Source organism: Agromyces soli (assembly GCF_022811605.1).
GTDB classification, from domain to species: Bacteria; Actinomycetota; Actinomycetes; order Actinomycetales; family Microbacteriaceae; genus Agromyces; species Agromyces soli.
Genome location: NZ_CP094533.1, coordinates 475,512 through 501,083 on the forward strand (window position 1 = coordinate 475,512; position 25,572 = coordinate 501,083).

Below are 25,572 nucleotides of genomic sequence, written 5' to 3' on the forward strand. Positions count from 1 at the left end.
CCGACTCCAGCTCAGCGTGACCGCTCAGAGCGCGAAGACGAGCCCCAGTCCGACGCCGTAGACGAGCGCCGTGAGGCTCGCGAGCTGCAGCGCGATGAGCAGCTCCTTCGCCGTGCGCGCCGAGACGACGATGACGCAGGCGGGCAGCGCCGCGAGCAGGGCGAACAGCACGAGCCACGCCGTCGGATAGAGCAGCGCCCAGAACGCGGCGATGCCGAACGGCACGAGCATGAAGACGCAGAACAGCGCCCGCCCGACGGGTGCGCCGACGAGCACCGCGAGCGTGCGCTTGCCGGAGGCGCGGTCCTGCTCGACGTCGCGAAGGTTGTTCGCCATGAGCACGGCGCAGGCGAGCAGGCCCACGCCGACGCCGCCCGACCACGCCTCGAGGTTCACGTCGAGCGCCTGCACGAACGCCGAGCCGGCGGTCGCGACGAGGCCGAAGAACACGAAGACGAACAGCTCCCCGAGCCCCGCGTAGCCGTAGGGACGCTTGCCGCCGGTGTAGAACCAGGCGGCCACGATCGCGGCGGCGCCGACGGCGAGCAGCCACCACTGCTGCGTGATGACGACGAGGGCGAGGCCGGCGAGCGCGGCGAGGCCGAGGAAGGCGAGCGCGACGGCGAGCACGTGCTTCGGCTTGGCGAGCCCGGAGCCGGTGAGTCGCGCCGGTCCGACGCGGTGGTCGTCGGTGCCGCGGATGCCGTCGGAGTAGTCGTTCGCGTAGTTCACGCCGATCTGCAGCGCGAGCGCGACGATGAGCGCGAGCACGGCGCGGGTCGGATGCCACGGGCCGTCCGCGATGGCGACGACACCCGCGCCCGTGCCGAGCGCGACCGGTGCGATCGCGAGGGGCAGGGTGCGCAGTCGGGCGCCCGAGATCCAGTCGCCGACGGTGGCCGGGCCGCGCGAGACGACCGGCCCCCGGGCGGCGCGGGCGGGGTTGCCGCTCGGTCCCGGGCGCTTGGGGCGACGGGCGGCGGACTCGGGGCGAGCGGGCTTCTGGCGTACCACGGCCCTCAGCCTAGTTCCGCGAGCTATGCGCGGGCCGCGAGGAGGGCGGCGACCACCCGGCGGTCGGGCTTGCCGGAGTCGAGCCGGGGCATCGCCTGCAGGGCCGCGAGCCGCACCGGTCGGCCGGCCGGCGGCAGGCCAGCGGCGTCCACCGCGGCCGCGAGCGCCGCGAGCTGCCGCTGCACGGCGTCGTCGCCGAGCCCCGCGAAGGCGGTGGTCTCGACCGCGACGCCAGGTCGCTCGCCCCACTCGGCGTCGGCCACCGCGACGACGACGGCCTCCGCGAAGCCGGGCAGCCCCCGCACCGCGCGCTCGACCTCGCCGAGCGCGACCTTCACCCCGCCGGACACGATGACGTCGTCGGCGCGGCCGCGGATGCGAAGCCGCCCCTCTGCCGTCAGCTCTCCGAGGTCGCCCGTGCGGTACCAGCGCTCGCCCCGCTCGGCGAGGAACGCCCGCGCGGTGCGCTCGGGGTCGCCGAGGTAGCCGCTCGCGAGCGTGGGCCCGCCGAGCTGCACCTCGCCGTCGACGACGCGCAGACGGACGCCGTCGAGCGGCCGGCCGTCGTAGACGCATCCGCCGGCCGTCTCGCTGGAGCCGTAGGTGCGCACGATCCGCACGCCGAGCGCCTCGGCCCGTTCGGCGAGCTCGGCGCCGAGCGCCTGACCGCCGACGAGGACGGCGTCGAAGGAGCGCAGCGCGGCGGCGACGAAGGGGTCGCGGTCGGCGCCCTCGACGAGGCGGGCCAGCTGCACGGGCACGAGCGAGGCGTAGTGCGGCACCTCGGGCAGCATCGTCGAGGCGGCGGCCGCGAACCCGGCCGCTGTGAACGGGCCGTCGGGCGTCGGCACCGGGTCGAGCCCCGCGAGCTGGGATCGGACGAGCACCTGCGCGCCCGCGATGTAGTGCCCCGGCAGCGCGAGCAGCCACTGCCCCTGGCCGCCGAGGGCGTCGTGCGTCGCCTCGGCGCTGGCCACGAGCGCGTCGGCGCTGAGGGCCACCCGCTTCGGCGCGGCGGTCGAGCCGCTCGTCTCGACGACGAGCGCGAGGTCGTCGGCGACCTCCCGGAGGGCGGGGGCGACGGCGGATGCCTCGTCGAGCTGACCTGCGGCGCCGGCATCCGGCACGGGCCAGACCGCCGGTCCGCCGTCGAGCGCCGCGGCGAGCGCCGCACGCAGCCGCGAGAGCTCGCCCGACCGAACCCGATGCAGCGGTTTCACTGCGCCGGCCCCGCCGGGCGGACGGCACGGCGCGCGTGTGCGCGGCGGCTCAGAAGTGCCACGGGTACGGCCCCCAGTCGGGCGCGCGCTTCTCGAGGAAGGCGTCACGACCCTCGACGGCTTCGTCGGTGCCGTAGGCGAGGCGGGTCGCCTCGCCCGCGAAGACCTGCTGGCCGACCATGCCGTCGTCGACGGCGTTGAACGCGAACTTCAGCATGCGCACCGCCGTCGGGGACTTGGTGAGGATCGTGCGCGCCATGGCGATCGCCTCGCGCTCGAGCTCGGCGTGCGGAACCACCCGGTTGACGGCGCCCATCTCGTACGCCCGCTCGGCCGAGTACTCCTCGGCGAGGAAGAACACCTCGCGGGCGAACTTCTGCCCGATCTGGCGGGCGAAGTAGGCGGAGCCGTAGCCCGCGTCGAAGGAGCCGACGTCGGCATCCGTCTGCTTGAAGCGGCCGTGCTCGCGGCTCGCGATCGTGAGGTCGCAGACGACGTGCAGGGAGTGCCCGCCGCCCGCCGCCCAGCCCGGGACGACGGCGATGACGACCTTCGGCATGAAGCGGATGAGCCGCTGCACCTCGAGGATGTGCAGGCGCCCGACGGCCGCGTGCCCGTGCGGGTCGGCGGTGCCGCCCGCGCCGTCGACGATCGCGGTCTCGGCGTCGGAGTACTTGTAGCCGTCGCGCCCGCGGATGCGCTGGTCGCCGCCGGAGCAGAACGCCCAGCCGCCGTCCTTCGCGCTCGGCCCGTTGCCGGTGAGCAGCACGACGCCGATGCGCGGGTTCGTGCGCGCGTCCTCGAGGGCGCGGTAGAGCTCGTCGACCGTGTGCGGCCGGAAGGCGTTGCGCACCTCGGGGCGGTCGAAGGCGACCCGCGCGATGCGGCCGTCCTTCGAGTGGTGGTACGTCAGGTCGGTGAAGCCGTCGGGGCCCGCGAGGGCGGGTGCGGCATCCACCCATTCGCTCGGATCGAACAGCTCGGACACCTCGGCGCTCATGCCTCCCAGCCTATTCCCGCTGCGGCGCCCGCCGGGGTGCGGGAGACTGGGCGCATGGTCCAGCCGCCGCTGCATGAGCTCCTCGCCACCGCCCGCGTCGTCGCCCTGCCGCTCGTGACCCGCTTCCGCGGCATCGACGTGCGCGAGGCGCTGCTCCTCGAGGGCCCGGAGGGTTGGACCGAGTTCAGCCCCTTCGCCGAGTACGCCGACGAGGAGGCCGCGGTCTGGCTCGCCGCCGCGATCGACTTCGGCTGGAGCGCGCCGCCCGCCCCGCTGCGCGACCGGATCCCGGTGAACGCGACGGTGCCCGCCGTCGACCCGGACAGCGTGCCCGCCGTGCTCGGGCGGTTCCCGGGCTGCCGCACGGCGAAGGTGAAGGTCGCAGCGGCCGATCAGACCCTCGCGCAGGACATCGCGCGCGTCGCGGCCGTGCGCCGGGCGCTGGGCCCCGAGGGGCGGGTGCGGCTCGACGCGAACGGCGGCTGGACGGTCGACGAGGCCGAGCGGGCCGTGCACGCCCTCGCCGAGTACGACCTCGAGTACCTCGAGCAGCCGTGCGCGACCGTCGAGGAGCTCGCCGAGATCCGCGAGCGCACCGCCTACCTCGACATCCCGGTCGCCGCCGATGAGAGCGTGCGCCGGGCGGCCGATCCGCTCGCCGTCGCCGAGGCGGGCGCGGCCGACCTCCTCGTCGTGAAGGCGGCGCCGCTCGGCGGCATCCGTCGGGCGCTCGAGATCGTCGAGCGCGCCGGGCTGCCGGTGAACGTGTCGAGCGCGCTCGACACGAGCGTCGGGCTCGCGATGGGCGCGCACCTCGCCGCAGCGGTCCCCGAGCTCCCGTTCGACTGCGGGCTCGGCACCGCCTCGCTCCTGGCGGCGGACGTCACGGCGCAGCCGTTGGTGCCCGAGCACGGCGCGGTGCCGGTGCGGCGGGTCGTGCCGGATCCCGTGCTGCTCGACCGCTACTCGGCCGACGAGGAGCGCACGAGCTGGTGGCTCGCGCGGCTCGAACGCTGCGCCGCGCTGCTCAGCGGGTGATCGTCGCGCGGTCGAGGTAGGCGCTGATCGCGTCGCGGTTCCGCGCGAGGCAGCCGATGCGCTGCTCGAGCTGCGCGCGTCGCTCGGCGAGCGTCTCGGCGAGCGCCTGCGCGATGACCGGCGCCTCGACCACCGAGGTGCTCGCGAGGCAGGGCAGCATGTCGAGGATGACGGCGGTCGGGATGCCCGCCTCGATCAGCCCGCGCACCTGGTTCACCCGCTCGACGGCGGGCTCCGGGTAGTCGCGGTACCCGTTCGACTCGCGGCTCGAGGAGACGAGCCCCTGCTCCTCGTAGTAGCGGAGCAGCCGGGTCGACACCCCGGTGCGGTCCGCGAGTTCGCCGATGCGCATGACGCCCTCCGATCATCCGGCTTGACCTTCACATTAGTGTGAAGGTTTCAGACTTGCGACATGACCGCTCCGATCACTGATTCCACCCCCGCCGTCGAGCCGAGGCGGGCGGCCGAGGCATCCGCCCGCCCCGGGCGCCGTCTGCCCTACAACGCGCTGCTCGCCCTCGCCGCGATCGTCTTCACCGGCGTCGTGACCGAGATCATGCCCGCCGGCCTGCTGCCGCTCATGAGCGCCGAGCTCGGCGTCTCCGAATCGCAGATCGGCTCTCTCGTGGCCGTGTACGCGCTGACGACCGCGGTGACGGCCATCCCGCTCACGGCGCTGACCCGGGGCATCCCCCGCAAGCCGCTGCTGCTCGCCCTCGTCGCCGGCTTCGTCCTCGTGAACGCGGTGACCGCGATCGCCGGCGACTACCTCACGATCCTCGTCGCCCGCGTCGTCGGCGGCATGCTCGCCGGCCTGCTCTGGGCGATGGCCGCGGGCTACGCGATGCGCATGGTGCCGCCCGCCCACTCGGGGCGGGCGCTGTCCGTCGCGATGGTCGGCACCCCGCTCGCCTTCGCCTTCGGACTGCCGATCGCGACGAGCCTCGGCACCGCGCTCGGCTGGCGGGCGGCGTTCGCGCTGATGGCGGCCCTCGCCGCCGGGCTCGCGATCTGGGCCGTGCTCGCGCTGCCCGCCTTCCGCGGCGAGCGCGCCGCCGAGCGGCCCGGGCTCCGGCAGGTGCTGCGCCTGCCCGGCCTCGCCGCCGTGCTCGCGACGACCGCCGCCTTCGTGCTCGCGCACAATGTGGCGTACACGTACATCGCCCCGCTCACCGTCGCCTCCGGCGTCGCCGCGCACCTCGATCTCGCCCTGCTGCTCTTCGGCGGCTTCGCCGTCGCCGGCGTGCTCACCGCGGGCGCCCTCGTCGACCGGCACCTGCGCGCGATGGTGCTGATCTCCTCGGCGGTGCTCGGCGTCGCGATGGTCGCGATCGGGCTCGCGGCGGCGCAGCCCGTGATCGTGCTCGTCGCGATCGCGCTCTGGGGCCTCGCCTACGGCGGCGCGCCCACCCTGCTGCAGGCCGCGCCCGCCCGCATCGCCGGCGGGGCCGCCGACGTCGCCCAGTCGATGGTGGTCGCGTCCTGGAACGGTTCCATCGCCATCGGCGCCCTGCTCGGCGGGCTCGCGCTCGACACGCTCGGCATCGGCTCGCTGCCCTGGCTCGCGCTCGGGCTCGTCGCGCTCGCCGCGCTCATCGCCGGGACCGTGCGGGCCGCCTTCGCCCGCCTCCCCCGCGCCTGATCACCGCTGAGCCCCGGCGAGCACCGCTCCCCGGGAGGGCGAGCGGGCGCCGGCGGCCGCGGGAGGGCGGGAGGATGCGGGCGCGCGGGCGGCTCAGAGGCCGGAGTAGGCGTGCAGGCCCTTGAAGAAGAGGTTCACGACGGTGAAGTTGAACAGCACCGTGGAGAAGCCGATGATCGCGAGCCACGCCGAGCGGGAGCCGCGCCAGCCGCGCGTCGCCCGGGCGTGGATGTAGCCGGCGTAGACCACCCAGATGATGAAGGTCCACACCTCCTTGGTGTCCCAGCCCCAGTAGCGGCCCCAGGCGGCCTCGGCCCAGATCGACCCGGCCATGAGGGTGAACGTCCAGAGGATGAAGCCGACGATGGTCACCCGGTACGCCAGGTTCTCGAGAGTCGTCGAGTCGGGCAGCGTCGCGAGGAACGACTTCTTCACGGCCTTCGCCGAGGCGACGAGCGACTCCCGGCGGGACTGCATGAGCTGCACCACCGAGAGCGCGAAACTGAGCGCGAAGAAGCCGACCGAGGTGGTCGCCACGAACACGTGGATGACGAGCCAGGCCGACTGCAGCGCCGGCGGCAGCGGCACGACCGAGACGTAGAAGTTCACCGTCGCGACGCCGAGCAGCACGAGCACGAGCCCGGTGACGAACGTGCCGAGGAAGCGGAGGTCGTGCTTGGCGACGACGAGCACGACGAGGAACACCGTCGTGATGATGAGCGTGCCGGTCAGGGCGAACTCGTACATGTTGGCCCACGGCACGCGGCCGGCGGCGAAGCCGCGCAGCAGGGTCGCCGTGAGGTGCAGCAGCCACGCGAGCACGGTCATCGCGACGCCCACCCGCAGCGCGGGCGAGCGACCGTAGGCGACGCTCGCGCCGTCGGCGGTCGCGCTGCGCCAGCGCGAGGCGCGACCGGATGCCTCGCCGGCACCGGTGCCGCCGGTGCCCGCGGCGCTCGCCGCGGTCTTCGCCGTCGCAGCGGCCTGCAGTACCCCGACGCGCTCGCGCTCGGCGGCCGGCAGCTCGTCGCCGTCGTGCGCCAGCCGGAGCTCGTCGGCGGCCTTGGCCGCGGCGGCCCCGCGCTTCGCGAGGTCGATCGAGAAGGCGATGAAGGCGATGGCGTACACGGCCATGGCCGAGTACACGCTGAGCACTGAGATTTCATCGAGGCTGGGCACGGATCTACCTTACGTCGTGGGCTTCGCGGTGTCGTGGGTGGGTTCGGACTCGGCCGCCGGTCCGGCGAGCTTGTCGGCGAGGGCGGAGACCGCCTGCTCGAGCCCGGGATCCTCGCCGCGGGCGAGGCCCGCGAACTCGAGCACCCGGCTGCCGTCGCGGCGGGTCGCCACCTTCACCCACATGCGGCGGCGCGGCACGAAGAGCGAGGAGAGCAGGCCCGCGAGGATCAGGATGGCGAACACCAGCACCCAGATCTGCGTCGGGTCGTGGTGGATGTCGAAGGAGGCGAAGCGCTTCACCGACTGCGCGTAGTCGCGGTCGGCGGCGCTCCCGGCGGGCACCGCGGCGGGCGCGTCCGGGCTGTCGTCGACGAACTCGACGGTGCCGCGGCCGCCGGGCAGCTCGGTCAGCTCGCCGGGCTTCAGCTCGATCGAGTCGACGCCCGTCTCGCCGCCGGTGAGCTGGTCCATACCCGAGGGGTCGAGCGTGTACACCGAGGTCGGGGTGCCGCTGTCGATGCCGAGATCGCCCTCGTAGACGTTCAGCGTGAGCACGGGCAGCACGAGGTCGGGGTAGGTCGAGGCGTAGGCGCCCGAGCCGAGCACGTCCTGCGTCGGGTAGAAGAAGCCGACCATGCCGAGCTGCTCGTCGAGACCGTCGGGCACCTTCACGACGCCGATGGAGGTGAGGTTCGCGTCCTGCGGCAGGAACGGCACCGCGTCGTCGAAGACGATCTCGCCCTCGGGGTCGCGCACCACGATGTGCGGCGCGTAGCCGTTGCCGAGCAGGAACACGTCGGTGCCGTGGGTGCGCAGCGGCTCGTTGACCTTGACCTGCCCGTCCTCCGCCGGGCCGGACTGATCGGTGATCGTCACGTGCGCGGTGAAGTCGATGGGCTGGCCGAGGGCGTCCTGGTTCTGCGTCTCGTAGACCGCGTCGAGCTCGCGGAGCGAGAGCTTGTACGGCGCGAGCGAGCTCGGGTCGAAGAAGCGACCCGGGTTGAAGGAGTCGAACGCGGCCAAGGTGTTCACGAAGGACTGGCCCTCGACGATGACGCGCTGGCCCGCGAAGCCGAAACCGCCGCCGACGCCCACCGCGACCAGGATGCCGAGCATCGCCGTGTGGAAGACGAGGTTGCCGGTCTCGCGCAGGTAGCCGCGCTCGGCCGAGACGCTCGGCTCGCCGCGCAGTTCGTAGCGCTCGACCCGGTACCGTCCCTGCTTCAGGAGCTTCGTCGCCTCGGCGACGGCGGTCTCGGCATCCACCCCGTCCGGAAGCGGGCGCGTCGTGTAGCCGGCGAGCCGACCGAGCCGCACCGGCGTGCGCGGCGGGCGCGCCCGCATCGCCTCGAAGTGGTGCTTCGTGCGCGGGATGATGCAGCCGATCAGCGAGACGAACAGCAGCAGGTACACCGCGGAGAACCACGCCGAGGTGTAGACGTCGAACATCTGGAACGAGTCCAGCACGGGCGCGGTGTCCGGGTGGTCGGTGAAGTACTGCGTGACGCCGTTCGGGTCGCTCGAGCGCTGCGGCACGAGCGAGCCGGGCACCGCCGCGATCGCGAGCAGCAGGAGCAGCAGAATGGCCGTGCGCATGCTCGTGAGCTGGCGCCAGCCGAAGCGCAGCCAGCCGGCGAAGCCGAGCTTCGGCTGGGCGACGCCCGGGCCGTCACCCGGGGGCGGCTCCGGCGAGTCGACGTGGTCGGCCGGCCGCAGCGGGTCGACGCCGCCGTCGCGGTCAGAGGACGAGGTCGATACCACTCATCACCCCTTGCAGATCGCTCATCCACGCGGTCCAGAGCCCCGACACCATGATCACGCCGATCACGATGAGCAGGCCGCCGCCGATGAGGTTGATGGTGCGGATGTGCCGGCGGAGGAACGCCAGCGCCCCGGTCGCCCAGCCGAAGCCGAACGCGACGAGGAGGAACGGGATGCCGAGGCCGATGCAGTACGCGAGCCCGAGCAGGGCGCCGCGCCACGCCGACTCGGCGGTCAGGCTGAGGCTCAGCACGGCGGCGAGCGCCGGGCCGATGCACGGGGTCCAGCCGATGCCGAACACGACGCCGAGCAGCGGCGCCCCGGCGAGGCCGGTCGCGGGCCGCCAGCTCGGCTTGAGCTGCCGCTGCAGGAAGGTGAACTGGCCGACGAAGACGAGGCCCATCACGATCATGACGACGCCGAGCACCCGGGTGATCGGGTCCTGCCAGGCGCGCAGCCATGCGCCCGCCGCGCCGGCGAGCGAGGTGTAGACGAGGAAGACCACGGTGAATCCGGCGATGAAGAGCAGCACGCCGAGCAGCAGCCGCCGCCGGTTGCGCCGTTCTGCGACGGCGTCGGCGGAGGCGTCGGTGAAGCCGCCGAGGTAGCCGAGGTAGCCGGGCACGAGCGGCAGCACGCACGGGGAGAGGAAGGAGATGATGCCGGCCGCCATCGCGATCGGGATCGCCACGAGCAGCTGCCCGCTGAAGACGAGCTCGCCGGGCGTCATCGCCGGCCTCCGGAGTCGCTCACGGGCGTCACTGCTCCTCGAGGAGCTTGTCGACGAGGCCGCGCAGGATCGAGGCGTCCTGCAGCTGGCCGAGCACGCGCGCCGCGACGCGGCCCTCGCGGTCGAGCACGAGCGTCGTGGGCACGGCGGCCGGCGGCACGTCGCCCGCGAAGGCGAGCTGGGCGTCGCCGGAGTCGACGTCGAGGATGGAGGGGTAGTGCACGTCGTAGTCGCGCTCGAAGGAGCTCGCGGTGCCCGCCTGGTCGCGCACGTTGACGCCGACGAAGCTGACCTCGCCCTCGCCGGAGTCGTACTCCTCGAAGACGTCCTGCAGGATGGGCGCCTCGGCCCGGCAGGGGGCGCAGCCCGCGTACCAGAAGTTCACGACCGTCACGTCCCCCTCGGTGTCGGCGGAGTCGAAGCTGCCGCCCTCGACCGTGGGGCCGGAGAACGACACCGGCTCGCCGCGCGAGGCCTCGTCGAACTCGGAGATGGTGCCGTCGCCGGCGATGTAGTTCTTGCCGCTGCCCTCGCGGTACTGCTCGGCGAGGGGGTCGCTCGTGCAGCCGGCCAGCACCACGATCGAGGCCGCCGCGAGGGCTGCGGCGGCCACCAGCTTCTTCATCAGACTGCTCCTACGTCGCTCGCGCCGGCCGCGAGGGCGGCGGCCGGGTCCCGGTACCCGATCTCGACGAGGCCGCGCGCCGCCGACGAGGAGGGTTCGAGCGTCGTGATGCTCGACAGCGCGCAGCGGCGCCGCCTCGGGTCGTGCGCGAGCGGCTGCCCGGCGAGATGCAGGTGGGTCATCCAGATCGGCATCTGGTGGCTCACCACGACGACGTCGCCGCCGTCGACGGAGGCCGAGGCATCCACGATCGCCGCCACCATCCGTGCGACGACGACCCGGTAGGGCTCACCCCAGCCGGGGCGCCACGGATTCATCAGCGACGGCCAGTTCGCGGGGTTGCGGAGCGACCCGCCGCGGCCGCGCATGCGCGTGCCCTCGAAGCGGTTGGTCGGCTCGATGACCCGCTCGTCGATGATCGGCTCGAGTTCGAAGGCCGCGGCGATGGGCGCGGCCGACTCGCGGGTGCGCTGGAGCGGCGAGACGACGAGCGCGCTGACCGGTCGGCCTCGGGCGACGAGGTCGGCCGCGGCGGCCTCGGCCATGCGGTGGCCGAGCTCGGAGAGCCCGTAGCCGGGCAGCCGACCGTAGAGCACGCCCTGGGGGTTCGACACCTCGCCATGGCGCACGAGATGGATCTGCTCGGCCGGCACGGGTCCAAGTCTAGGTTGGCGCTCCCTTTGAATCCGCCGAGACTCCGCCTTCGGCGGCACGCCGGTAGGATAGTGCGGTGACTCACCGCACCCTCATCCAGGACCTGGCCGCGCTTCCCGACGGCCCCGTGACCGTCGCCGGATGGGTGGAGACCGTCCGCGATCAGAAGAAGGTGCAGTTCATCATCCTGCGCGATGAGTCCGGCGCCGCCCAGCTCGTGAACCCGGCGACGCGCGAGCTCGCCGAGGGCGAGGCGCCCGAGTCGGGCCCCGGCTCCGCCGCCGCGCTCGCGCTGACCGAGTCGATCTCGGCCCTCTCGCACGGCACCTTCGTGCGCGTCACGGGCGAGCTGAAGCACGACGAGCGCGTGAAGCTCGGCGGGCTCGAGGTGAAGATCGGCTCGCTCGAGGTCGTGAGCGAGGCGCTCGAGACGCCGATCGCCGCCGACTCCTCGCTCGACAAGCGCCTCGACTGGCGCTTCCTCGACCTGCGCCAGCCGAAGCAGAGCCTCATCTTCCGCGTGCAGACCACCTTCCTGCACGCGCTGCGCAACGTCTGGGTCGAGAAGGGCTTCATCGAGATCCAGACCCCGAAGCTCATGGCGAGCGCCTCCGAGTCGCGCGCCGAGCTGTTCCAGCTCGAGTACTTCGAGACCGTCGCGTACCTCGCGCAGAGCCCCCAGTTCTTCAAGCAGATGGCGCAGTCGGCCGGCTTCGGCGGCATCTTCGAGGTCGGCCCGGCGTTCCGCGCCGACCCCTCCTTCACCTCCCGGCACGCGACCGAGTTCACCTCGATCGACACCGAGTTCAGCTGGATCGACTCGCACGAAGACGTCATGGCGCTCCACGAGGAGCTCCTCGTCGCGGGCTTCCAGGCGGTCGCCGACAAGCACGGCGACGAGATCCGCGAGCTCTTCGACGTCGAGGTGACGGTGCCGCAGCGCCCGTTCCCGCGCATCCCGCTCGCCGAGGCGAAGCGCATCGTCGCCGAGCAGGGCTACGTCATCCCGCGCGCCGACGACGACATGGACCCCGAGGGCGAGCGCCGCATCTCGCAGTACGTGCGCGAGACCTACGGCCACGAGTTCGTGTTCCTCACCGACTACGCGTCGAGCATCCGGCCGTTCTACCACATGCGTCACGAGGGCGACCCGTCGCTCACGAACTCGTACGACCTGATCTTCAACGGTGTCGAGATCTCGACCGGCGCGCAGCGCGAGCACCGCGTCGAGGTGCTCGAGGCGCAGGCCCGTGAGAAGGGGCTCGAGCCCGAGGAGCTCTCGTTCTACCTCGACTTCTTCCGCTACGGCGTGCCGCCGCACGGCGGCTTCGGCATGGGCCTCGCGCGCGTGCTGATGCTGATGCTGGGCGAGTCGTCGATCCGCGAGACCACGTACCTGTTCCGCGGGCCCACCCGCCTGCTCCCCTGAGCGGGCCGGGCGGCTCGGCGTCGTCCCCGCTCATCCCCTCACGCCCCGCATGCGGTCAGTATTTGCGGGTGCCGATCGCCGCGCACCCGCAACTACCGACCGCATGCGTGACGGGGCGTCGGGGACGGGCGGGGCGGATGGCCCGCGCCGGCCGTAGGCTCGGAGCATGACCGTCTCGACCACGCCCATGCTCCGGATCGAGGGCGGCACGTTCCGCATGGGCTCGAACGAGTTCTACGCCGACGAGTCGCCCGTGCACGAGCGCACCGTCGCCGGCTTCGAGCTCGACCTGCACCCGGTCACGACCGAGCAGTTCGCCGCCTTCGTCGAGGACACCGGCTACGTGACGGTCGCCGAGCGCCCGCTCGACCCGGCCGACTTCCCGGGCGCCGACCCGGCCGAGCTCGTGCCGGGCGGCCTCGTCTTCACGCCCACGCCCGGCCCGGTCGACCTCCGCGACTGGCGGCAGTGGTGGCGCTGGGGCCCGGGCGCGAGCTGGCGGCATCCCTTCGGCGCGGCCCCCGAGGGCGAACCGGGCTTCGACGCCCTCGCCGAGCGGCCGACGCATCCGGTCGTGCAGGTGTCCTTCGAGGATGCCTCGGCCTACGCGGCCTGGGCCGGCAAGCGCCTGCCCACCGAGGCCGAGTTCGAGTTCGCCGCGCGCGGCGGCCTCGACGGCGCCCGTTTCGCCTGGGGCGACGAGGAGTTCCCGCGCGACGCGGAGCACCCCGACGGCCGGCTGATGGTGAACCGCTGGCAGGGCTCCTTCCCCTACCGCAACACGGGCGCCGAGGGCTGGGTGGGCACGAGCCCGGTGATGACGTTCCCGGCGAACGGCTACGGGCTCTTCGACGTGACCGGCAACGTCTGGGAGTGGACGAGCGACTACTACACCGAGCGGCACGTCGTGCCCGGCGCGGCCGATGCCGCCGTCGACGCGGGCGCCCGGCCGAACCTGCTCGCCACGGCGTCCGCCGAACCCGGCTCGCGCATCCCGCGGCGGGTGCTCAAGGGCGGCTCGCACCTCTGCTCGCCGGACTACTGCCTGCGCTACCGCCCCTCGGCCCGCTCGCCGCAGGCCGATGACTCCGCGACGACGCACATCGGCTTCCGCTGCGCGCGCTGAGCGTCCGTCGCGCGCTGAGCCTCCGGCGCGCGCAGCACGGCGGCTACCCCGCGGCGGGCGGTTCGGCCGTCGCGGCCTCGAGCGTCGGATACACCCGGCCCGCGCGCTCCATGCCGGCGAACCACGCGCCTCGCCGGGCCATCGCCGCCCCGGACTCGGGCACCGAGGCGAGCCGCAGCTCGACGCCCATGCCGCCGAGCTCGCGGTCGAGGTCGGCGAGCATGTCGAGCACGGTGATCGAGGTGGTCTCGAGCCGCGTGAGCTCGAGCGCCACCGCGCGGATCGGATGCTCCCCCGACACGGATTCGGCCGCCCGGGCGAGCACCGCCTGCTCGTAGGCCAGCGCGTTCGCGGTGAACATGCCGCCGAGGAGCCGCACCGGCAGCACCCCGCCCAGAGGATCCCCCGCCTCGACCCGCACCCGGCTGAGCTCCCGGAGGATCACGACGAACGTCGCCACGAGGCCGACGAGCACGGCGTAGAGCAGCCCGGTGGTGAGCCCGACGACCGCGGTGAGCGTCGCGATCCAGAAGTCGTTCCGGCTCGTGCGCCAGAGCGCGACGATCGCGCCGATCTCGATGAGCCCGATCACGGCGACGAAGACGAGCGAGGCGAGCGTCGCCTGCGGCAGCAGGCTCAGCACCGGCCCGAGGAACAGGGCCACGAGCACCGCGAGCACGACCGTGGTGAGCGAGGCGAGCTGCGAGCGCGCGCCCGCCCCCTGGTTCACGGCGCTCTGCGAGAAGCCGCCCGCGGCCGGCAGCGTCTGGAAGAAGGCGCCGAGGGTGTTCGCCGCGCCGGTCGCGAACAGCTCCCGGTTGCTGTCGATCTGCGGCTCGCCGGGCTTGCGGATGCCGCGCGCCACCGCCGCGGACTCGAGGAACGCCATGACGGCGATCGCGAGCGCACCGGGCAGCATGCCGCCGAGGTGCGCGAACGAGGGCAGTTCGAACGGCGGAAAGCCCTGCGGCACCGCCGCGATGAGCTCGACCCCGAGCCGGTCGATGCCGGCCAGCCAGACGAGCAGGATGCCGGCCACCACGACCACGAGCGGCCCGGGCACCCGCTTCGCGAAGCGCTTGAGCAGGAAGAGCACGAGGATCGACCCCGCCGACAGCAGCACGGTCGGCAGGTTCGCCCCCGGCAGCGCCTCGACGGCGGCGACGATCGAGCGGAGGAAGCCGTGCCCGCTGAACTCGGCGTCCTCGCCGAGCAGCTTCGGCAGCTGGCCGACGGCGACCGTCGCGCCGACGCCGACCTGCACGCCGATGATGGTGGCCTTCGAGATGTACTCGACGGCCGAGCCGGCCTTCAGCAGCCGGGCGAGCAGCAGGAGCACGCCGACCAGCAGCGTCAGCGCCATGAGATCGGGCACGGGGTCGTCGGAGCCCGCGGCGACGCCCGCGCTCACGAGCGTCGTCGCCGTGAGCGTCGCGATCGTCGACGTCGTCGACACGCTCATCGCCCGAGATCCGCCGAGCATCGCGTACACGAACATCGGCACCATGCAGGTGTAGAGCCCGAGCTGCACGGGCAGGTTCGCGATGGTCGCGTACGCCATCGCCTGCGGCACGACGACCGCGCCGGCGGTCAGGCCGGCCAGCAGGTCCCGCGGGATCGAGGCGGGCCGGTACCCCGCCAGGGTCGGCAGCAGCAGGCGCCCGCGGCGGGCGACGGCGGCACGGCCCATCCGCTCAGCCCTCCGGGAAGATGCGCGACCAGTCGCGCTTCACGCTCACCACGGTGATCCCGCGGTCGGATGCCTCGGCGAGCGCCCGCTCCGCCCCCGCGTCGTACGGGGCGTCGCCGCGGCCGGTGTCGTCGTCGTGGTGCACGAGCAGCGCGAGGCCGCCGCCGGCGCGCGCGTAGCCGAGCATCGACAGGTCGCCGTTCGAGTTGCCGCCGGCCAGTAGCGGGCGACGGCCGATCCGGCTCCAGATGCGCACCGGCTTCTCGGGCCCGTCGTCGAAGAAGTCGAGCCCGGCGGTGTAGCGCACCTCCCCCGAGTCCTCGTCGAAGCGCAGGCCGAGCGCCGAGCCGATGACGCGCTCCGGCGGGATGCCGTAGTACTGCTCCGTCATCGGCCGCATGAAGTCGCGTTCGCCGCCCGACACCAGGTACACGGTGAAGCCGTTCGCCTCGAGCTCCCGGAGCAGCTCGATCATCGGCGCGTAGACGGCGTCGGCGTACGGGGTGCCGAGGGTGAGGTGCTTCGCCTCCTCGTAGAAGCGCGACACCGAGGCGGCGTAGTCCTCGACGCTCATGCCGTCGGTGACCCCGACGACGGCGCCGATCAGGAGCTTCAGATCGGTGTCGTCGCCCTGGTAGTGCCGGTCGAGGGCGCCGCCGAGCCAGGCGAAGTCGCCGGTGACGGCCGCCCGGTAGGGCTGCTGCTCGGCGAGCGACGGGTCGGCGGCGGCCTGCCGCTTCCACTGCTCGACGATGTAGTGCAGCTGCGTCGGCATGGGCTTCTCGGTCCACAGCGTGCCGTCGTTGTCGAAGACCGCGACGCGCTCGGCCTCGGGCACGGCGTCGGGGCCGTGCGCGACGCGGTCGATGAACGACAGGATGGCCTCCCGGGTCGGGGTGTCGGCCCAGGAGGGCAGGCGCTCCGCCATCCGCTCAGTCCCGCGCGAACGCCGCGGCGAGGTGCGCCTCCAGATCCACGTACGTGTCGTCCGCGATGTCGAAGACGACGCGGGCGATCTCGCCGCCGGTGAAGTCGAAGCCGTAGCCGTACAGCGACGAGACCGGATCGGCGCTGTCGCGCCCGATCGTGAGCCCCTCGCCGCAGAGCGAGAAGTGGCCGAGCACGGTGCGGATCTGCTTCTCGCCCACCTGCTGCTCGTCGATGTAGAGCTTCACCGGCCCCTTCGGCTCGCGGTAGTCGCCGACGCCCTCCTTCACGAACTCGACGCCGATGATGTGCTTGCCGGAGGTCGGCACGGGTGCGGAGACGCGGTCCTCGGGCGGGATGCCGAGGAAGTTGTACACGTAGTGCACCTGGCCGTCCTTCACGACGAGGGCGTGGCCGCCGAAGCGGGAGCCGTGCGCGAAGATGACGCCCTCGGTGTCAGGAGTGAACTCGATCTCGGCGGCGATTTTGTAGGAGCCGCCGTGCACGTTCGCCGCACTGCGCTCGGGCACCTCGCTCGTGCCCGGGTAGTAGACGAAGCGCCCGGACGGCGGCGCCGGCTGGTGGAACTCCATCGCGACGAAGGTCTCGAAGTCCTTGGGGTTGCCGATGATCTGCAGGTCGTTCAGCGGGAGGACGAGGTTCTTCTTCGCCTCCTCGAGCCAGAGCGCCTTCAGCTCCTCGAGCTTCTCGGGGTGCTCCGCGGCGAGGTCGTGCGACTCCGAGCGGTCGACCTCGGTGTGGTACAGCTCCCAGACGTCGTCGTCGAAGTGGCCCTTGCCGCTCACCGGGCCGTGCACGGTGACGGCCTTCCAACCCTCGTGCCAGATGCCGCGCTGGCCGAACATCTCGTAGTACTGCGTCTGCTTGTTCGAGGGGGCGTCGGGCGCCGCGTCGAAGGAGGGCACCATCGAGACCCCCGACAGCGGCGTCTGCTCGACCCCGTTGTACGTGTCGGGGAAGGCGACGCCGCAGGCCTCCAGGATGGTCGGCACGATGTCGGTCGAGTGGTGATACTGGTGGCGCACCTCGCCGCGGGCGGCGATGCCCTTCGGCCACGAGATCACCAGCGGGTCGGCGACACCGCCCTGGTAGGTGTAGCGCTTGAACATCTTGTACGGGCTCGAGAACGCCGCCGCCCACCCGGTCGGGTAGTGGTTGTACGTCTCGGGCGAGCCGAGCTTGTCGACCATGCGCAGGTTCTCGGCCTCGTCGTCCGGGTAGCCGCCGAAGATCTTGCCCTCGTTCACCGAGCCGTTCGGGCTGCCCTCGCCCGACGCGCCGTTGTCGGCACAGTAGATGACGATCGTGTTGTCGAGCTGACCCGACTCCTCGAGGTAGTCGATGATGCGGCCGACCTGCGCGTCGGTGTACTCGCTGAAGCCGGCGTAGACCTCGGCCATGCGCGAGAACATGGCCTTCTCCTCGTCGTTCAGCGAGGCCCAGGGGCGCACCTCGTCGCTCTGCGAGAAGGTGCCGTCGGGCATGGGGTTGAGCTCGGTGAGGGCGGTGCCCTCCGGCAGGATGCCGCGCTCGATCATGCGCGGCAGGACCCACTCGCGGTACGCCTCGTAGCCGTCGTCGAACTTGCCCTGGTACTTGGCGATGTACTCCTCGGGCGCATGGTGCGGAGCGTGGTTCGCGCCGGGGCAGAACCAGAGGTACCAGGGCTTGTCCGGCTCGGTCTGCTTCACGTCGCGGATCATCCTCAGCGCCTGATCTGCGAGGTCCTTCGAGAGGTGGTAGCCGTCCTCGGGGAGGTAGGGCTGGTCGATGTAGCGGTTGTCCTCGGCGAGCGAGGGGTACCAGTTGTTCGTCTCGCCGCCGATGAAGCCGTAGAAGCGGTCGTAGCCCTGGGCGAGCGGCCAGTTCTTCTTCGAGGCGCCCGCGGTCCATTCGTCGATCGGCACGTTGTGGTTCTTGCCGACCCAGAACGTCGACCAGCCGGCATCCCGCAGCACGTTCGCCATCGTCGCGTTCGACGGCGGGATGTGGGAGTTGTAGCCGGGGAACCCGGTCGAGGACTCGGAGATCGTCGCGAAGCCATTGAGGTGGTGGTTGCGACCGGTGAGGAACGTCGAGCGCGTCGGCGAGCAGAGCGCCGTCGTATGCCACTGCGAGTACGTCAGGCCGTTCTTCGCGAGCCGTTCCATCGTCGGCATCTGGATCCGCCCGCCGTACGGCGACCACGCGGCCATGCCGGTGTCGTCGTAGAGGACGACGAGGACGTTCGGCGAGCCCTCCGGTGCGCGGTTCGGCAGGAAGGCGTCCCAGTCCGCCTGCGAGTCCCGAACGTCCAGCTCGATGCGTCCACGGAATTCTCGTGCCACGATGCTCCCCCCAGATCACCATGGGCGGACGTTGTCGGCCGCCCTCTCCCGGTCAACCTAGCCAGCCGAACCGGCCTTTGGCTAGAGGGGAACGCGCGGTCAGCCGAGCAGCGCGGCCTTCAACCGCACCGGATCGACCCGCCAGTAGGTGTGCACCTCGCCGTCGATCAGCACCACCGGGATCTCCTCGGCGAACCGCTGCGCCAGGGCCTCGTCGTCGAGGATCGACTGCTCGTCGAAGGCGATCGTCGGACCCTCGGGGAGGGTGGCCAGCTCCTCGCGCACGGCCCGCACGACCTCGCGCGCGTCGTCGCAGAGGTGGCAGCCGGGCTTGCCGACGAGGGTGAGGCGGAGGTCTCGGGCCATCCCCTCAGCCTACGCGCCGCCCTGGTCCCCGGAGCTCGTCGAGGGGCCGCTTCGACAGGCTCAGCGAATCATACGGAGACAGCGAAAAGCGCCAGGTCCGCAGACCTGACGCTCAGCCGTAGCCGGAACGACTACTTCTTGTTGCGACGCTGGTGGCGCGTCTTGCGAAGAAGCTTGCGGTGCTTCTTCTTCGCCATGCGCTTGCGACGCTTCTTGATGACGGAACCCATCGAAACCTCACTGAAGATCGTGTCGGCCGCGCGTGCCGCAGCCGAGGGCCCAAAGAGCCTCGGGGTAGTCTACCTGATCCATTCGCGAGCCCCGACCGCGGGGCCTCGGGTAGCGTCGGAGGATGCCAGCCGCGCCGTTCACCGTCCGCTCCACCCGTGAAGAGGATTGGCACGAGGTGCGCGCCCTCCGCCTCGAGATGCTCCGCGACGAGCCGATCGCCTACGCCGAGACCCTCGAGCACGCGCTCGACGTCGACGAGTCGGGCTGGCGGCTGCGTGCGCGGCGCGGCGAGACGGCCGGGCAGACCGCGCTTGTCGCGATCGAGGGCCAGCGCTGGATCGGCACGATGGGCGGGTACGTGCCGGATGCCGCGACGGGCCCGATGCTCGTCGGCGTCTTCGTGGCCCCGGACCGCCGCGGCGACGGGCACGGCGTGGCCCGCGAGCTCCTCGACGGCGTCGAGCGCTGGGCGCTCGGCCTCGGCGACACCCTGCGCCTCGAGGTGCACGAGACGAACGCACGGGCGCGGCGCTTCTACGAGAAGCTCGGCTTCACGCTCACCGGCCGCAGCCGAGAGTACGAGCTCGCGCCCGGCGGCCTCGAGCTGGAGATGATCAAGCCGCTGCGCTGACTGGTTCGCTGAGCTCGGGGAACCAGAGCGCCCCTCGACGGGCTCGCGGAACCGGCTACTTGCGCTTGACCGCCTGCGTGACGCGCTGGGCGGTCTCGGCGAAGGCGGCACCGAGGCGCGAGGCGAAGGCGCGCTGGTCGTCGTTCAGGGCGATGGCGGCGCTCGCGAGGGTCGCGGCATCGGCGGCGGCATCCGATGCCGTGAACGGAATGAGCCAGTCCTCGATCGTCTCGAGCGGCTCCCGGTCGAGCCGGTAGTAGCGATGCTGGCCCTCTTCGCGGACGGCGACGAGCCCCGCCTCGCGGAGCACCTTGAGGTGCTTCGACACGGTCGGCTGGCTGACGCCGAGGGCCGCGACGATCTCCGAGACGCTGATCTCGCCACCGGACGACGGGTCGCTCTGCTCGCGCTCGAGGAGCACGGCGAGGATGTCTCGCCGGGTCGAATCCGCCACCACGTCGAAGATGTCCGCCATGGTGCAAGGGTAGCCACTCCCGCCGGGGAGTACCATGACACACGCGTCACGCAAGGCTGGAGGGGGCTCGATGCACGCACGGCCGACGATCGGGAACCCCGGTCGCGGGAGCCGCAGCTGGCTCGGGGTCGTCCGCGACGCCGTCGACGGCCTCGTCAAGCACTCGCCGTCGCGCTTCGCCATCCTCGTCTTCGCGGCCCTGATCCTCGTCTTCACGCTGCTGTTCTCGCTGCCGATCGCGCGGGCCGGCGAGGCATCCTCGGCCCCGCTGCACGACGCGCTGTTCACCGCCGTCTCCGTCATCTGCGTGACCGGCCTCTCGACCGTCGACATGGCGACCTACTGGTCGCCGTTCGGGCACGGGCTCGTCTACCTCGGCGTGAACATCGGCGGCATCGGCGTGCTGACCCTCGCGACGACCCTCGGCTTCGTGATCTCGCGTCGCCTGGGCCTGCGTGCGAAGCTCATGGCCGCGAGCGACACCAACCCCTCGCGCCTGCACGTCGGCCCCGTGGCCGAGCGCCAGGCGATCCGCCTCGGCGAGGTCGGCGGGCTGCTCTTCACCGTCGCCGTCAGCGCCCTCGTCATCGAGGCGGCGCTCGCGATCGGTCTCATGCCGAGCATGCTCGCCGCGGGATACGACGTCGGCCACTCGATCTGGTACAGCCTGTACTACTCGGCGATGGCGTTCACGAACACCGGCTTCTCGCCGAACCCGGGAGGGCTCTCGCCCTTCGAGCACGACTACTGGATGCAGTCGCTGCTCATGGCCGGCGTGTTCCTCGGCAGCCTCGGCTTCCCGGTGATCTTCGCGCTCGCGAAGGCCTGGCGCACCCCGCGCAAGTGGAGCGTGCACGTGAAGCTCACGCTCACGACCACCGTGATCCTGTTCATCGCGGGCGCGGCGATGTTCATCCTGCTCGAGCACGCCAACCCGAAGACCTACGGCCACCTCGACGCCGGCCCGACGATCTTCCAGTCGTTCTTCATGTCGGCGATGACGCGATCCGGCGGCTTCGCGACCGTCGACATGCACGACCTGTACGGCTCCAGCCAGCTCGTCAGCAGCATGCTGATGTTCATCGGCGGCGGCTCCGCGTCCACCGCGGGCGGCATCAAGGTGACGACGCTCGCGGTGCTGTTCCTCGCGGCGGTCGCCGAGGCGCGCGGCGCCCCTTCGATGGAGGCGTTCGGCCGGCGCATCCCGCGCGACATGCTGCGCCTGTCGGTCTCGGTCGTGCTCTGGGGCGCGACGATCGTCGCCGCGGCGTCCATCGCGATCCTGCAGATCACGAAGGCGCCGTTCGAGAACGTGCTCTTCGACGTCATCTCGGCCTTCGCCACCTGCGGGCTGTCGACCGGGCTCACCGCCGACCTGCCGCCGGAGGGCGTGTACGTCATGGCGGGCACGATGTTCATGGGACGCGTCGGCACCGTCACGCTCGCCGCGGCGCTCGCCGCGAGCACCCGCCGGCAGCTGTTCAAACGACCGGAAGAGAGGCCCATCGTTGGTTGATCGCATCAAGCACAACGCCCCCGTCCTCGTGATCGGGCTCGGCCGCTTCGGCGCCGCGACCGCGGGGCAGCTCGACCGGCTCGGCCGCGAGGTGCTCGCCGTCGACACCGACGAGTCGCTCGTGCAGAAGTGGGCCGAGCGGGTCACGCATGCCGTCGTCGCCGACGCGAAGAACATCGACGCGCTGAAGCAGATCGGCGCCCAGGACTTCTCGACGGCGGTCTGCGCGGTCGGCTCCTCGATCGAGGCGTCCGTGCTCATCACGGCGAACCTCGTCGACCTCGGCGTGCCGCAGATCTGGGCGAAGGCGATCTCCGCCTCGCACGGCAAGATCCTGCAGCGCATCGGCGCGAACCACGTCATCTACCCGGAGCGGGAGGCCGGCGAGCGCACCGCGCACCTCGTCAGCGGGCGGATGCTCGACTTCATCGAGTTCGACGACGACTTCGCGCTCGTGAAGATGTACCCGCCGAAGCCGATCCGCGGCAAGAACCTGACCGAGTCCGGCGTGCGCACCAAGCACAACGTCACAGTCGTCGGCGTGAAGAGCCCGGGCAAGCCGTTCACCTACGCGACGGAGAAGACCGTGGTGTCGAACCACGACCTCATCATCGTCACCGGCACGGAAAGCGACATCGAGAAGTTCGCGGCGCTCGAGTAGGCGGGCGCGGCCTGCCGGCACGGCGGGCCCGGCGGCCCGTAAGGATTCCGTTAGGAAGATTCACGAATTCGTGAAATCGGCGTAGCGTCGCGCGCATGACCACCGTCATCCGCACCAGCGACCTCGTGAAGCGCTACGGCCGCACCCGCGCCCTCGACGGGCTCGACCTCCAGGTCGACGCCGGCCAGGTGCACGGATTCCTCGGCCCGAACGGCGCGGGGAAGTCCACGACCATCCGCATCCTGCTCGGCCTCGCCCGCGCGAGCTCCGGGGTGGCGAGCGTCTTCGACGCGCACCCCTGGCGCGACGCCGTCGCCCTGCACCGGCGGATCGCCTACGTGCCCGGCGACGTGAGCGTCTGGCCGAACCTCTCCGGCGGGGAGGCGATCGACTTCCTCGCCCGGCTGCGCGGGGCCGCGCACCGCGACGCCGGCTACCGGGCCGAGAAGGCTCGCCTCGTCGAGGCCTTCCAGTTCGACCCGCGCAAGAAGGGCCGCGCGTACTCGAAGGGCAACCGGCAGAAGGTCGCGCTCATCGCGGCGTTCGCGGTGCCCGCCGAGCTGTACATCCTCGACGAGCCGACGAGCGGCCTCGACCCGCTGATGGAGCTCGTGTTCCGGCGGGAGATCGCGCGCGTGCGCGCCGCCGGCGCGACGGTGCTGCTGTCGAGCCACATCCTGTCCGAGGTCGAGCAGCTGTGCGACCGGGTGTCGATCATCCGGGCGGGCCGCGTCGTCGAGAGCGGCACCCTCGCCGAGCTCCGCCACCTCACCCGCACCGAGGTGTCGTTCGACGCGGGGAACGGTGCGGGTGCGGCGGACGGAGCGGATGCCTCGGACGGGGCGGATGCCTCGGCCGACGCCGCGTTCGCCGGCCTCACCGGCATCCACGACGCCGCCGTCGCCGACGGACGGGCCCGGTTCACCGTCGACAGCGACCGCGTCGCCGGCATCCTGCCCGCCCTCGCGAGCCGGAACGTGCGCGGCCTGCGCATCGAGCCGCCCTCGCTCGAGGAGCTGTTCCTGCGGCACTACGGCGACGAGATCGGCGACGGTGCCGGCGAGGCATCCGCCGCCGCTTCAGCGCACACCCGGGAGGGGGCCCGGCGATGAGCACCCTCGGCGCGCTGCTCGGCCAGCGCCTGCGCCGCGACCGCTGGCAGCTGGTGCTCTGGGTCGGCGGCACCGCGCTGCTCGCGATCGCGGCCGTCGGCGGCGTGCAGCAGTCCTACGGCACCGAGGCCGACCGGCAGGAGGTGCTCGCCGCCGTCGCCGCGAACCCCGTGATCATGCTCTTCCGCGGGCTGCCGTCGGGCGCGGAGCTCGACGCCTTCACCCTGTTCCTGATCCTGCCGTTCCTCGCGATGATGGCGGCGTTCATGTCGAGCTTCCTCGCCGTGCGGCACACCCGCATGGACGAGGAACTGGGCCGGGCGGAGCTCGTCGCCGCGACCCCGGCCGGCCGCACCGCACCCCTCGTCGCGACGGTGCTGCACGGCGTCGGCGCGAACCTCGCGCTCGCCGTGCTCGTCGCTGCCTGCTTCGCCGGGGCGGGCTACGCGCCGCTCGGCTCGATCGTGTCCGGGATCGCCGCGGCCGCCGTGGGCATCGTGTTCCTCGGCGTCGGCCTCGTCGCGGCGCAGCTCATGCGCACCTCGCGCGGGGCGAACTCGCTCGGCGTCTGGGTGCTGCTCGGGACGTTCCTCGCCAGCGGGCTCGGCAATGCCCTCGGCACGCCAGCGAGCGATCTGCAGCGCATCGAGAGCTCCTGGCTCACCTGGCTCTCGCCGTTCGGCTGGGCCGAGAACGCCCGGCCCTTCGCGGATGACGCCTGGGGGCCGCTGGCGCTCTGCGCGGTCGTCGCCGCGGTGCTCACCGCGCTCGCGTTCGCACTGCAACGGCTGCGGGACCTCGACGGCAGCTTCATCGCCGAGCGGGCCGGCAGGCTGCAGGCGCCCGCGAGCCTCGGCTCGCCGCTCGGGCTGGTGTGGCGGCTCGCCCGCGGATCGGTGGTCGGCTGGGCGATCGGCGGCCTCCTCACCGGCGCGCTCGCCACGAGCCTCGGCGCCGTGATCGACCAGATCGGCACGAAGATCCCCGCGGTCGAGGAGCTCTTCGCCGCGCTCTCGAAGGACGGCAGCCTCGAACAGGGCATGGTCGTGATCTTCTTCACGATCGTCGGAGTGCTCGCCGCGTGCGCCGCTGTGCAGACCGTCACGCGCGCACGCCAGGAGGAAACGCACGGCACCGCCGAGCAGGTGCTCGCCGCGCCCGTCGGCCGGGTGCGCTGGCTCCTCGCGTTCCTCCTCGTCGGACTGGTCGCGGCGGCCGTGGTGTGCGCCGCAGCGGTGCTGGGGGCCTGGCTCGGGGTGCAGGCGAAGGGCGCCGACGCCTCGCTCGCCTGGGACGCGCTCGTGGCCGGAGCGGGGCAGCTCGCGGCGGCGGCGGTGTTCCTGGTACTGACGGCGCTCGTGTTCGTGCTCACCCCTCGGCTGACCATCGCGCTCGGCTGGGTGCTCGTGCTCGTCGCGCTGCTGCTCGGCATGTTCGGGCCGCTGTTCCAGCTGCCCGACTGGGTGACGAACCTGTCGCCGGTCGCCGTGACTCCGGTCGCCACCGCCGACGGGGTCGACGTCAAGGGGCTGTGGTGGCTGCTCGCCATCGTCGCCGCGGGCGGTGCGCTCGCCCTCGGCCTGATGCGGCGGCGCGAGCTCGCGGCGGGCGATTGAGCGACGGATCGACGTGAGGAGGGACGCGTGACGGCATCCGAGGATCGCGGCCGGCACCGCGCGATCGCCGCCGCCGAAGAGGGGGCGGCGATGCTCACCGCCGCCGGGATGCCGCGGATGCCCTCGCGCGTGCTGATGGCCCTCGTGGCCTCGCCCGCCGAGGGCTCCACGGCCGCCGAGCTCGCCGAGCGGCTCGGCGTGAGCGCGGCCGCGGTGTCGGGCGCGGTGCGGTACCTGCAGACGGCGCGGATGGCGCAGCGCATCTCGAGCCCGGACAGCCGCCGCGACCGCTACCGCCTGTTCGACGACACCTGGCACGCCGTGCTCACGAGCGGACTGCCGATCTACTCGCGGCTCGCGGAGCTCATCGACGAGATCGCCGACGCCGCGCACGACGACGCCGCTGCCGCGCGCGGCCGGGACATGGCCGGCTTCTTCCGCTTCATGGCGGCGCGGATGCCGGAGCTGCTCGAGGAGTGGGAGCGCGAGCGCGAGGCGCTGCGCCGCGGGCATGAGGGGCGCGTAGGGAAGCCGCGGACGGGGCGTTAGGGAACCGTGAGGACCGGGCCGACGGGCCCCCC

The 25,572-nt window shown here is 72.4% G+C and carries 25 protein-coding genes; 10 read left to right on the forward strand and 15 right to left on the reverse strand.

The annotated features are described in order from the left end of the window. Nucleotides 1–24: 24 nt before the first annotated feature. Genes MTP13_RS02280 through MTP13_RS02290 form a run of 3 tightly spaced genes read right to left on the reverse strand, consistent with a single transcriptional unit; the run spans nt 25 to nt 3,234 of the window. Nucleotides 25–1,014 carry a 1,4-dihydroxy-2-naphthoate polyprenyltransferase gene (locus tag MTP13_RS02280; protein WP_279399756.1) on the reverse strand — a complete coding sequence of 330 codons (990 nt, stop codon included), beginning with the start codon at nt 1,012–1,014 and terminating at the stop codon, nt 25–27. A 23-nt stretch (nt 1,015–1,037) separates the two neighbouring features. Continuing rightward, nucleotides 1,038–2,234 carry an AMP-binding protein gene (locus MTP13_RS02285; protein ID WP_243569444.1) on the reverse strand — a complete coding sequence of 399 codons (1,197 nt, stop codon included), beginning with the start codon at nt 2,232–2,234 and terminating at the stop codon, nt 1,038–1,040. Between the two features lie 49 nt (nt 2,235–2,283). Next, the gene (locus tag MTP13_RS02290; RefSeq protein ID WP_243569445.1) at nt 2,284–3,234 is read right to left on the reverse strand and encodes a 1,4-dihydroxy-2-naphthoyl-CoA synthase; all 951 of its coding nucleotides are present in this window, start codon (nt 3,232–3,234) and stop codon (nt 2,284–2,286) included. Between the two features lie 54 nt (nt 3,235–3,288). On the opposite strand from MTP13_RS02290, the gene MTP13_RS02295 reads away from it, so the two are divergent. Further along, nucleotides 3,289–4,272 (forward strand): o-succinylbenzoate synthase, encoded by a 984-nt coding sequence (locus MTP13_RS02295; protein ID WP_243569446.1) that lies wholly within the window; start codon nt 3,289–3,291, stop codon nt 4,270–4,272. Here the strand turns inward: MTP13_RS02295 and MTP13_RS02300 are convergent. Next, complete coding sequence (locus tag MTP13_RS02300) at nt 4,262–4,624, reverse strand: MerR family transcriptional regulator (protein WP_243569447.1); 363 nt, start codon at nt 4,622–4,624, stop codon at nt 4,262–4,264. The genes MTP13_RS02295 and MTP13_RS02300 overlap by 11 nt on opposite strands. 60 nt (nt 4,625–4,684) lie before the next feature. On the opposite strand from MTP13_RS02300, the gene MTP13_RS02305 reads away from it, so the two are divergent. Further along, entirely contained in the window at nt 4,685–5,914 is a 1,230-nt protein-coding gene (locus MTP13_RS02305) for an MFS transporter (RefSeq protein ID WP_243569448.1), read from the forward strand. Nucleotides 5,915–6,007: 93 nt separating this feature from the next. On the opposite strand, the gene ccsB is transcribed toward MTP13_RS02305, so the two are convergent. The 5 genes from ccsB to MTP13_RS02330 are packed head-to-tail and all read right to left on the reverse strand — an operon-like array spanning nt 6,008 to nt 10,862. Beyond that, nucleotides 6,008–7,048 carry a c-type cytochrome biogenesis protein CcsB gene (gene ccsB, locus MTP13_RS02310; RefSeq protein WP_243570907.1) on the reverse strand — a complete coding sequence of 347 codons (1,041 nt, stop codon included), beginning with the start codon at nt 7,046–7,048 and terminating at the stop codon, nt 6,008–6,010. 54 nt (nt 7,049–7,102) lie between these two features. Then, nucleotides 7,103–8,854, reverse strand: coding sequence for a cytochrome c biogenesis protein ResB (gene resB, locus MTP13_RS02315; protein ID WP_243569449.1), 1,752 nt, complete (start codon nt 8,852–8,854; stop codon nt 7,103–7,105). Next, nucleotides 8,832–9,584: a cytochrome c biogenesis CcdA family protein gene (locus MTP13_RS02320; protein ID WP_243569450.1), complete on the reverse strand. Its 753-nt coding sequence runs from the start codon at nt 9,582–9,584 to the stop codon at nt 8,832–8,834. The genes resB and MTP13_RS02320 overlap by 23 nt, the downstream gene beginning before the upstream one ends. Nucleotides 9,585–9,612: 28 nt before the next feature. After that, on the reverse strand, nt 9,613–10,209 hold the full coding sequence (locus MTP13_RS02325; RefSeq protein ID WP_243569451.1) for a TlpA family protein disulfide reductase: 597 nt from the start codon (nt 10,207–10,209) through the stop codon (nt 9,613–9,615). Beyond that, nucleotides 10,209–10,862 (reverse strand): histidine phosphatase family protein, encoded by a 654-nt coding sequence (locus MTP13_RS02330; RefSeq protein ID WP_243569452.1) that lies wholly within the window; start codon nt 10,860–10,862, stop codon nt 10,209–10,211. Before MTP13_RS02330 ends, MTP13_RS02325 begins: the two co-directional genes overlap by 1 nt. Nucleotides 10,863–10,939: 77 nt before the next feature. On the opposite strand from MTP13_RS02330, the gene aspS reads away from it, so the two are divergent. Continuing rightward, complete coding sequence (aspS, locus tag MTP13_RS02335; RefSeq protein WP_243569453.1) at nt 10,940–12,292, forward strand: aspartate--tRNA(Asn) ligase; 1,353 nt, start codon at nt 10,940–10,942, stop codon at nt 12,290–12,292. Between the two features lie 166 nt (nt 12,293–12,458). Next, nucleotides 12,459–13,418, forward strand: a complete 960-nt coding sequence (locus tag MTP13_RS02340) for a formylglycine-generating enzyme family protein (RefSeq protein WP_243569454.1) — start codon at nt 12,459–12,461, stop codon at nt 13,416–13,418. 43 nt (nt 13,419–13,461) lie between these two features. Here the strand turns inward: MTP13_RS02340 and MTP13_RS02345 are convergent, their stop codons facing one another. From MTP13_RS02345 to MTP13_RS02365, 5 genes are all read right to left on the reverse strand, one after another. Further along, nucleotides 13,462–15,108 (reverse strand): SulP family inorganic anion transporter, encoded by a 1,647-nt coding sequence (locus tag MTP13_RS02345; RefSeq protein ID WP_243569455.1) that lies wholly within the window; start codon nt 15,106–15,108, stop codon nt 13,462–13,464. Between the two features lie 4 nt (nt 15,109–15,112). Then, the gene (locus MTP13_RS02350; protein WP_243569456.1) at nt 15,113–16,036 is read right to left on the reverse strand and encodes an HAD family hydrolase; all 924 of its coding nucleotides are present in this window, start codon (nt 16,034–16,036) and stop codon (nt 15,113–15,115) included. 4 nt (nt 16,037–16,040) lie between these two features. Further along, on the reverse strand, nt 16,041–18,383 hold the full coding sequence (locus MTP13_RS02355) for an arylsulfatase (protein ID WP_243569457.1): 2,343 nt from the start codon (nt 18,381–18,383) through the stop codon (nt 16,041–16,043). 99 nt (nt 18,384–18,482) lie between these two features. After that, complete coding sequence (locus MTP13_RS02360) at nt 18,483–18,749, reverse strand: glutaredoxin family protein (protein WP_243569458.1); 267 nt, start codon at nt 18,747–18,749, stop codon at nt 18,483–18,485. Between the two features lie 131 nt (nt 18,750–18,880). Next, a complete protein-coding gene (locus MTP13_RS02365; protein ID WP_003792170.1) occupies nt 18,881–18,979 on the reverse strand; it encodes a 30S ribosomal protein bS22 in 99 nt (32 codons plus the stop codon). A 122-nt stretch (nt 18,980–19,101) separates the two neighbouring features. Here MTP13_RS02365 and MTP13_RS02370 point away from each other — a divergent pair, with 122 nt between their 5' ends. Beyond that, nucleotides 19,102–19,611, forward strand: a complete 510-nt coding sequence (locus tag MTP13_RS02370; protein WP_243569459.1) for a GNAT family N-acetyltransferase — start codon at nt 19,102–19,104, stop codon at nt 19,609–19,611. Between the two features lie 55 nt (nt 19,612–19,666). On the opposite strand, the gene MTP13_RS02375 is transcribed toward MTP13_RS02370, so the two are convergent. Beyond that, nucleotides 19,667–20,086, reverse strand: a complete 420-nt coding sequence (locus MTP13_RS02375; protein ID WP_243569460.1) for an ArsR/SmtB family transcription factor — start codon at nt 20,084–20,086, stop codon at nt 19,667–19,669. A gap of 70 nt (nt 20,087–20,156) precedes the next feature. Here MTP13_RS02375 and MTP13_RS02380 point away from each other — a divergent pair, with 70 nt between their 5' ends. The 5 genes from MTP13_RS02380 to MTP13_RS02400 all read left to right on the forward strand — a co-directional run bounded on the left by MTP13_RS02380 (nt 20,157) and on the right by MTP13_RS02400 (nt 25,540). Next, complete coding sequence (locus MTP13_RS02380) at nt 20,157–21,602, forward strand: TrkH family potassium uptake protein (RefSeq protein ID WP_243569461.1); 1,446 nt, start codon at nt 20,157–20,159, stop codon at nt 21,600–21,602. Next, nucleotides 21,595–22,263: a potassium channel family protein gene (locus tag MTP13_RS02385; protein WP_230767802.1), complete on the forward strand. Its 669-nt coding sequence runs from the start codon at nt 21,595–21,597 to the stop codon at nt 22,261–22,263. The genes MTP13_RS02380 and MTP13_RS02385 overlap by 8 nt, the downstream gene beginning before the upstream one ends. 95 nt (nt 22,264–22,358) lie before the next feature. Further along, complete coding sequence (locus tag MTP13_RS02390) at nt 22,359–23,375, forward strand: ABC transporter ATP-binding protein (protein ID WP_243569462.1); 1,017 nt, start codon at nt 22,359–22,361, stop codon at nt 23,373–23,375. After that, complete coding sequence (locus tag MTP13_RS02395; RefSeq protein ID WP_243569463.1) at nt 23,372–24,991, forward strand: ABC transporter permease; 1,620 nt, start codon at nt 23,372–23,374, stop codon at nt 24,989–24,991. The genes MTP13_RS02390 and MTP13_RS02395 overlap by 4 nt, the downstream gene beginning before the upstream one ends. A gap of 27 nt (nt 24,992–25,018) precedes the next feature. Next, a complete protein-coding gene (locus MTP13_RS02400; protein WP_243569464.1) occupies nt 25,019–25,540 on the forward strand; it encodes a GbsR/MarR family transcriptional regulator in 522 nt (173 codons plus the stop codon). Nucleotides 25,541–25,572 lie beyond the last annotated feature (32 nt).

Excerpts from the sequence above, each read along its gene's own strand:
- MTP13_RS02290 (WP_243569445.1), bottom strand. The coding sequence starts at position 3,234 with ATGAGCGCCGAGGTGTCCGAGCTGTTCGATCCGAGCGAATGGGTGGAT.
- MTP13_RS02295 (WP_243569446.1), top strand. The coding sequence starts at position 3,289 with ATGGTCCAGCCGCCGCTGCATGAGCTCCTCGCCACCGCCCGCGTCGTC.
- MTP13_RS02300 (WP_243569447.1), bottom strand. The coding sequence starts at position 4,624 with ATGCGCATCGGCGAACTCGCGGACCGCACCGGGGTGTCGACCCGGCTG.
- MTP13_RS02305 (WP_243569448.1), top strand. The coding sequence starts at position 4,685 with ATGACCGCTCCGATCACTGATTCCACCCCCGCCGTCGAGCCGAGGCGG.
- ccsB (WP_243570907.1), bottom strand. The coding sequence starts at position 7,048 with ATGGCCGTGTACGCCATCGCCTTCATCGCCTTCTCGATCGACCTCGCG.
- MTP13_RS02320 (WP_243569450.1), bottom strand. The coding sequence starts at position 9,584 with ATGACGCCCGGCGAGCTCGTCTTCAGCGGGCAGCTGCTCGTGGCGATC.
- MTP13_RS02325 (WP_243569451.1), bottom strand. The coding sequence starts at position 10,209 with ATGAAGAAGCTGGTGGCCGCCGCAGCCCTCGCGGCGGCCTCGATCGTG.
- MTP13_RS02340 (WP_243569454.1), top strand. The coding sequence starts at position 12,459 with ATGACCGTCTCGACCACGCCCATGCTCCGGATCGAGGGCGGCACGTTC.
- MTP13_RS02345 (WP_243569455.1), bottom strand. The coding sequence starts at position 15,108 with ATGGGCCGTGCCGCCGTCGCCCGCCGCGGGCGCCTGCTGCTGCCGACC.
- MTP13_RS02350 (WP_243569456.1), bottom strand. The coding sequence starts at position 16,036 with ATGGCGGAGCGCCTGCCCTCCTGGGCCGACACCCCGACCCGGGAGGCC.
- MTP13_RS02360 (WP_243569458.1), bottom strand. The coding sequence starts at position 18,749 with ATGGCCCGAGACCTCCGCCTCACCCTCGTCGGCAAGCCCGGCTGCCAC.
- MTP13_RS02365 (WP_003792170.1), bottom strand. The coding sequence starts at position 18,979 with ATGGGTTCCGTCATCAAGAAGCGTCGCAAGCGCATGGCGAAGAAGAAG.
- MTP13_RS02370 (WP_243569459.1), top strand. The coding sequence starts at position 19,102 with ATGCCAGCCGCGCCGTTCACCGTCCGCTCCACCCGTGAAGAGGATTGG.
- MTP13_RS02375 (WP_243569460.1), bottom strand. The coding sequence starts at position 20,086 with ATGGCGGACATCTTCGACGTGGTGGCGGATTCGACCCGGCGAGACATC.
- MTP13_RS02380 (WP_243569461.1), top strand. The coding sequence starts at position 20,157 with ATGCACGCACGGCCGACGATCGGGAACCCCGGTCGCGGGAGCCGCAGC.
- MTP13_RS02390 (WP_243569462.1), top strand. The coding sequence starts at position 22,359 with ATGACCACCGTCATCCGCACCAGCGACCTCGTGAAGCGCTACGGCCGC.
- MTP13_RS02395 (WP_243569463.1), top strand. The coding sequence starts at position 23,372 with ATGAGCACCCTCGGCGCGCTGCTCGGCCAGCGCCTGCGCCGCGACCGC.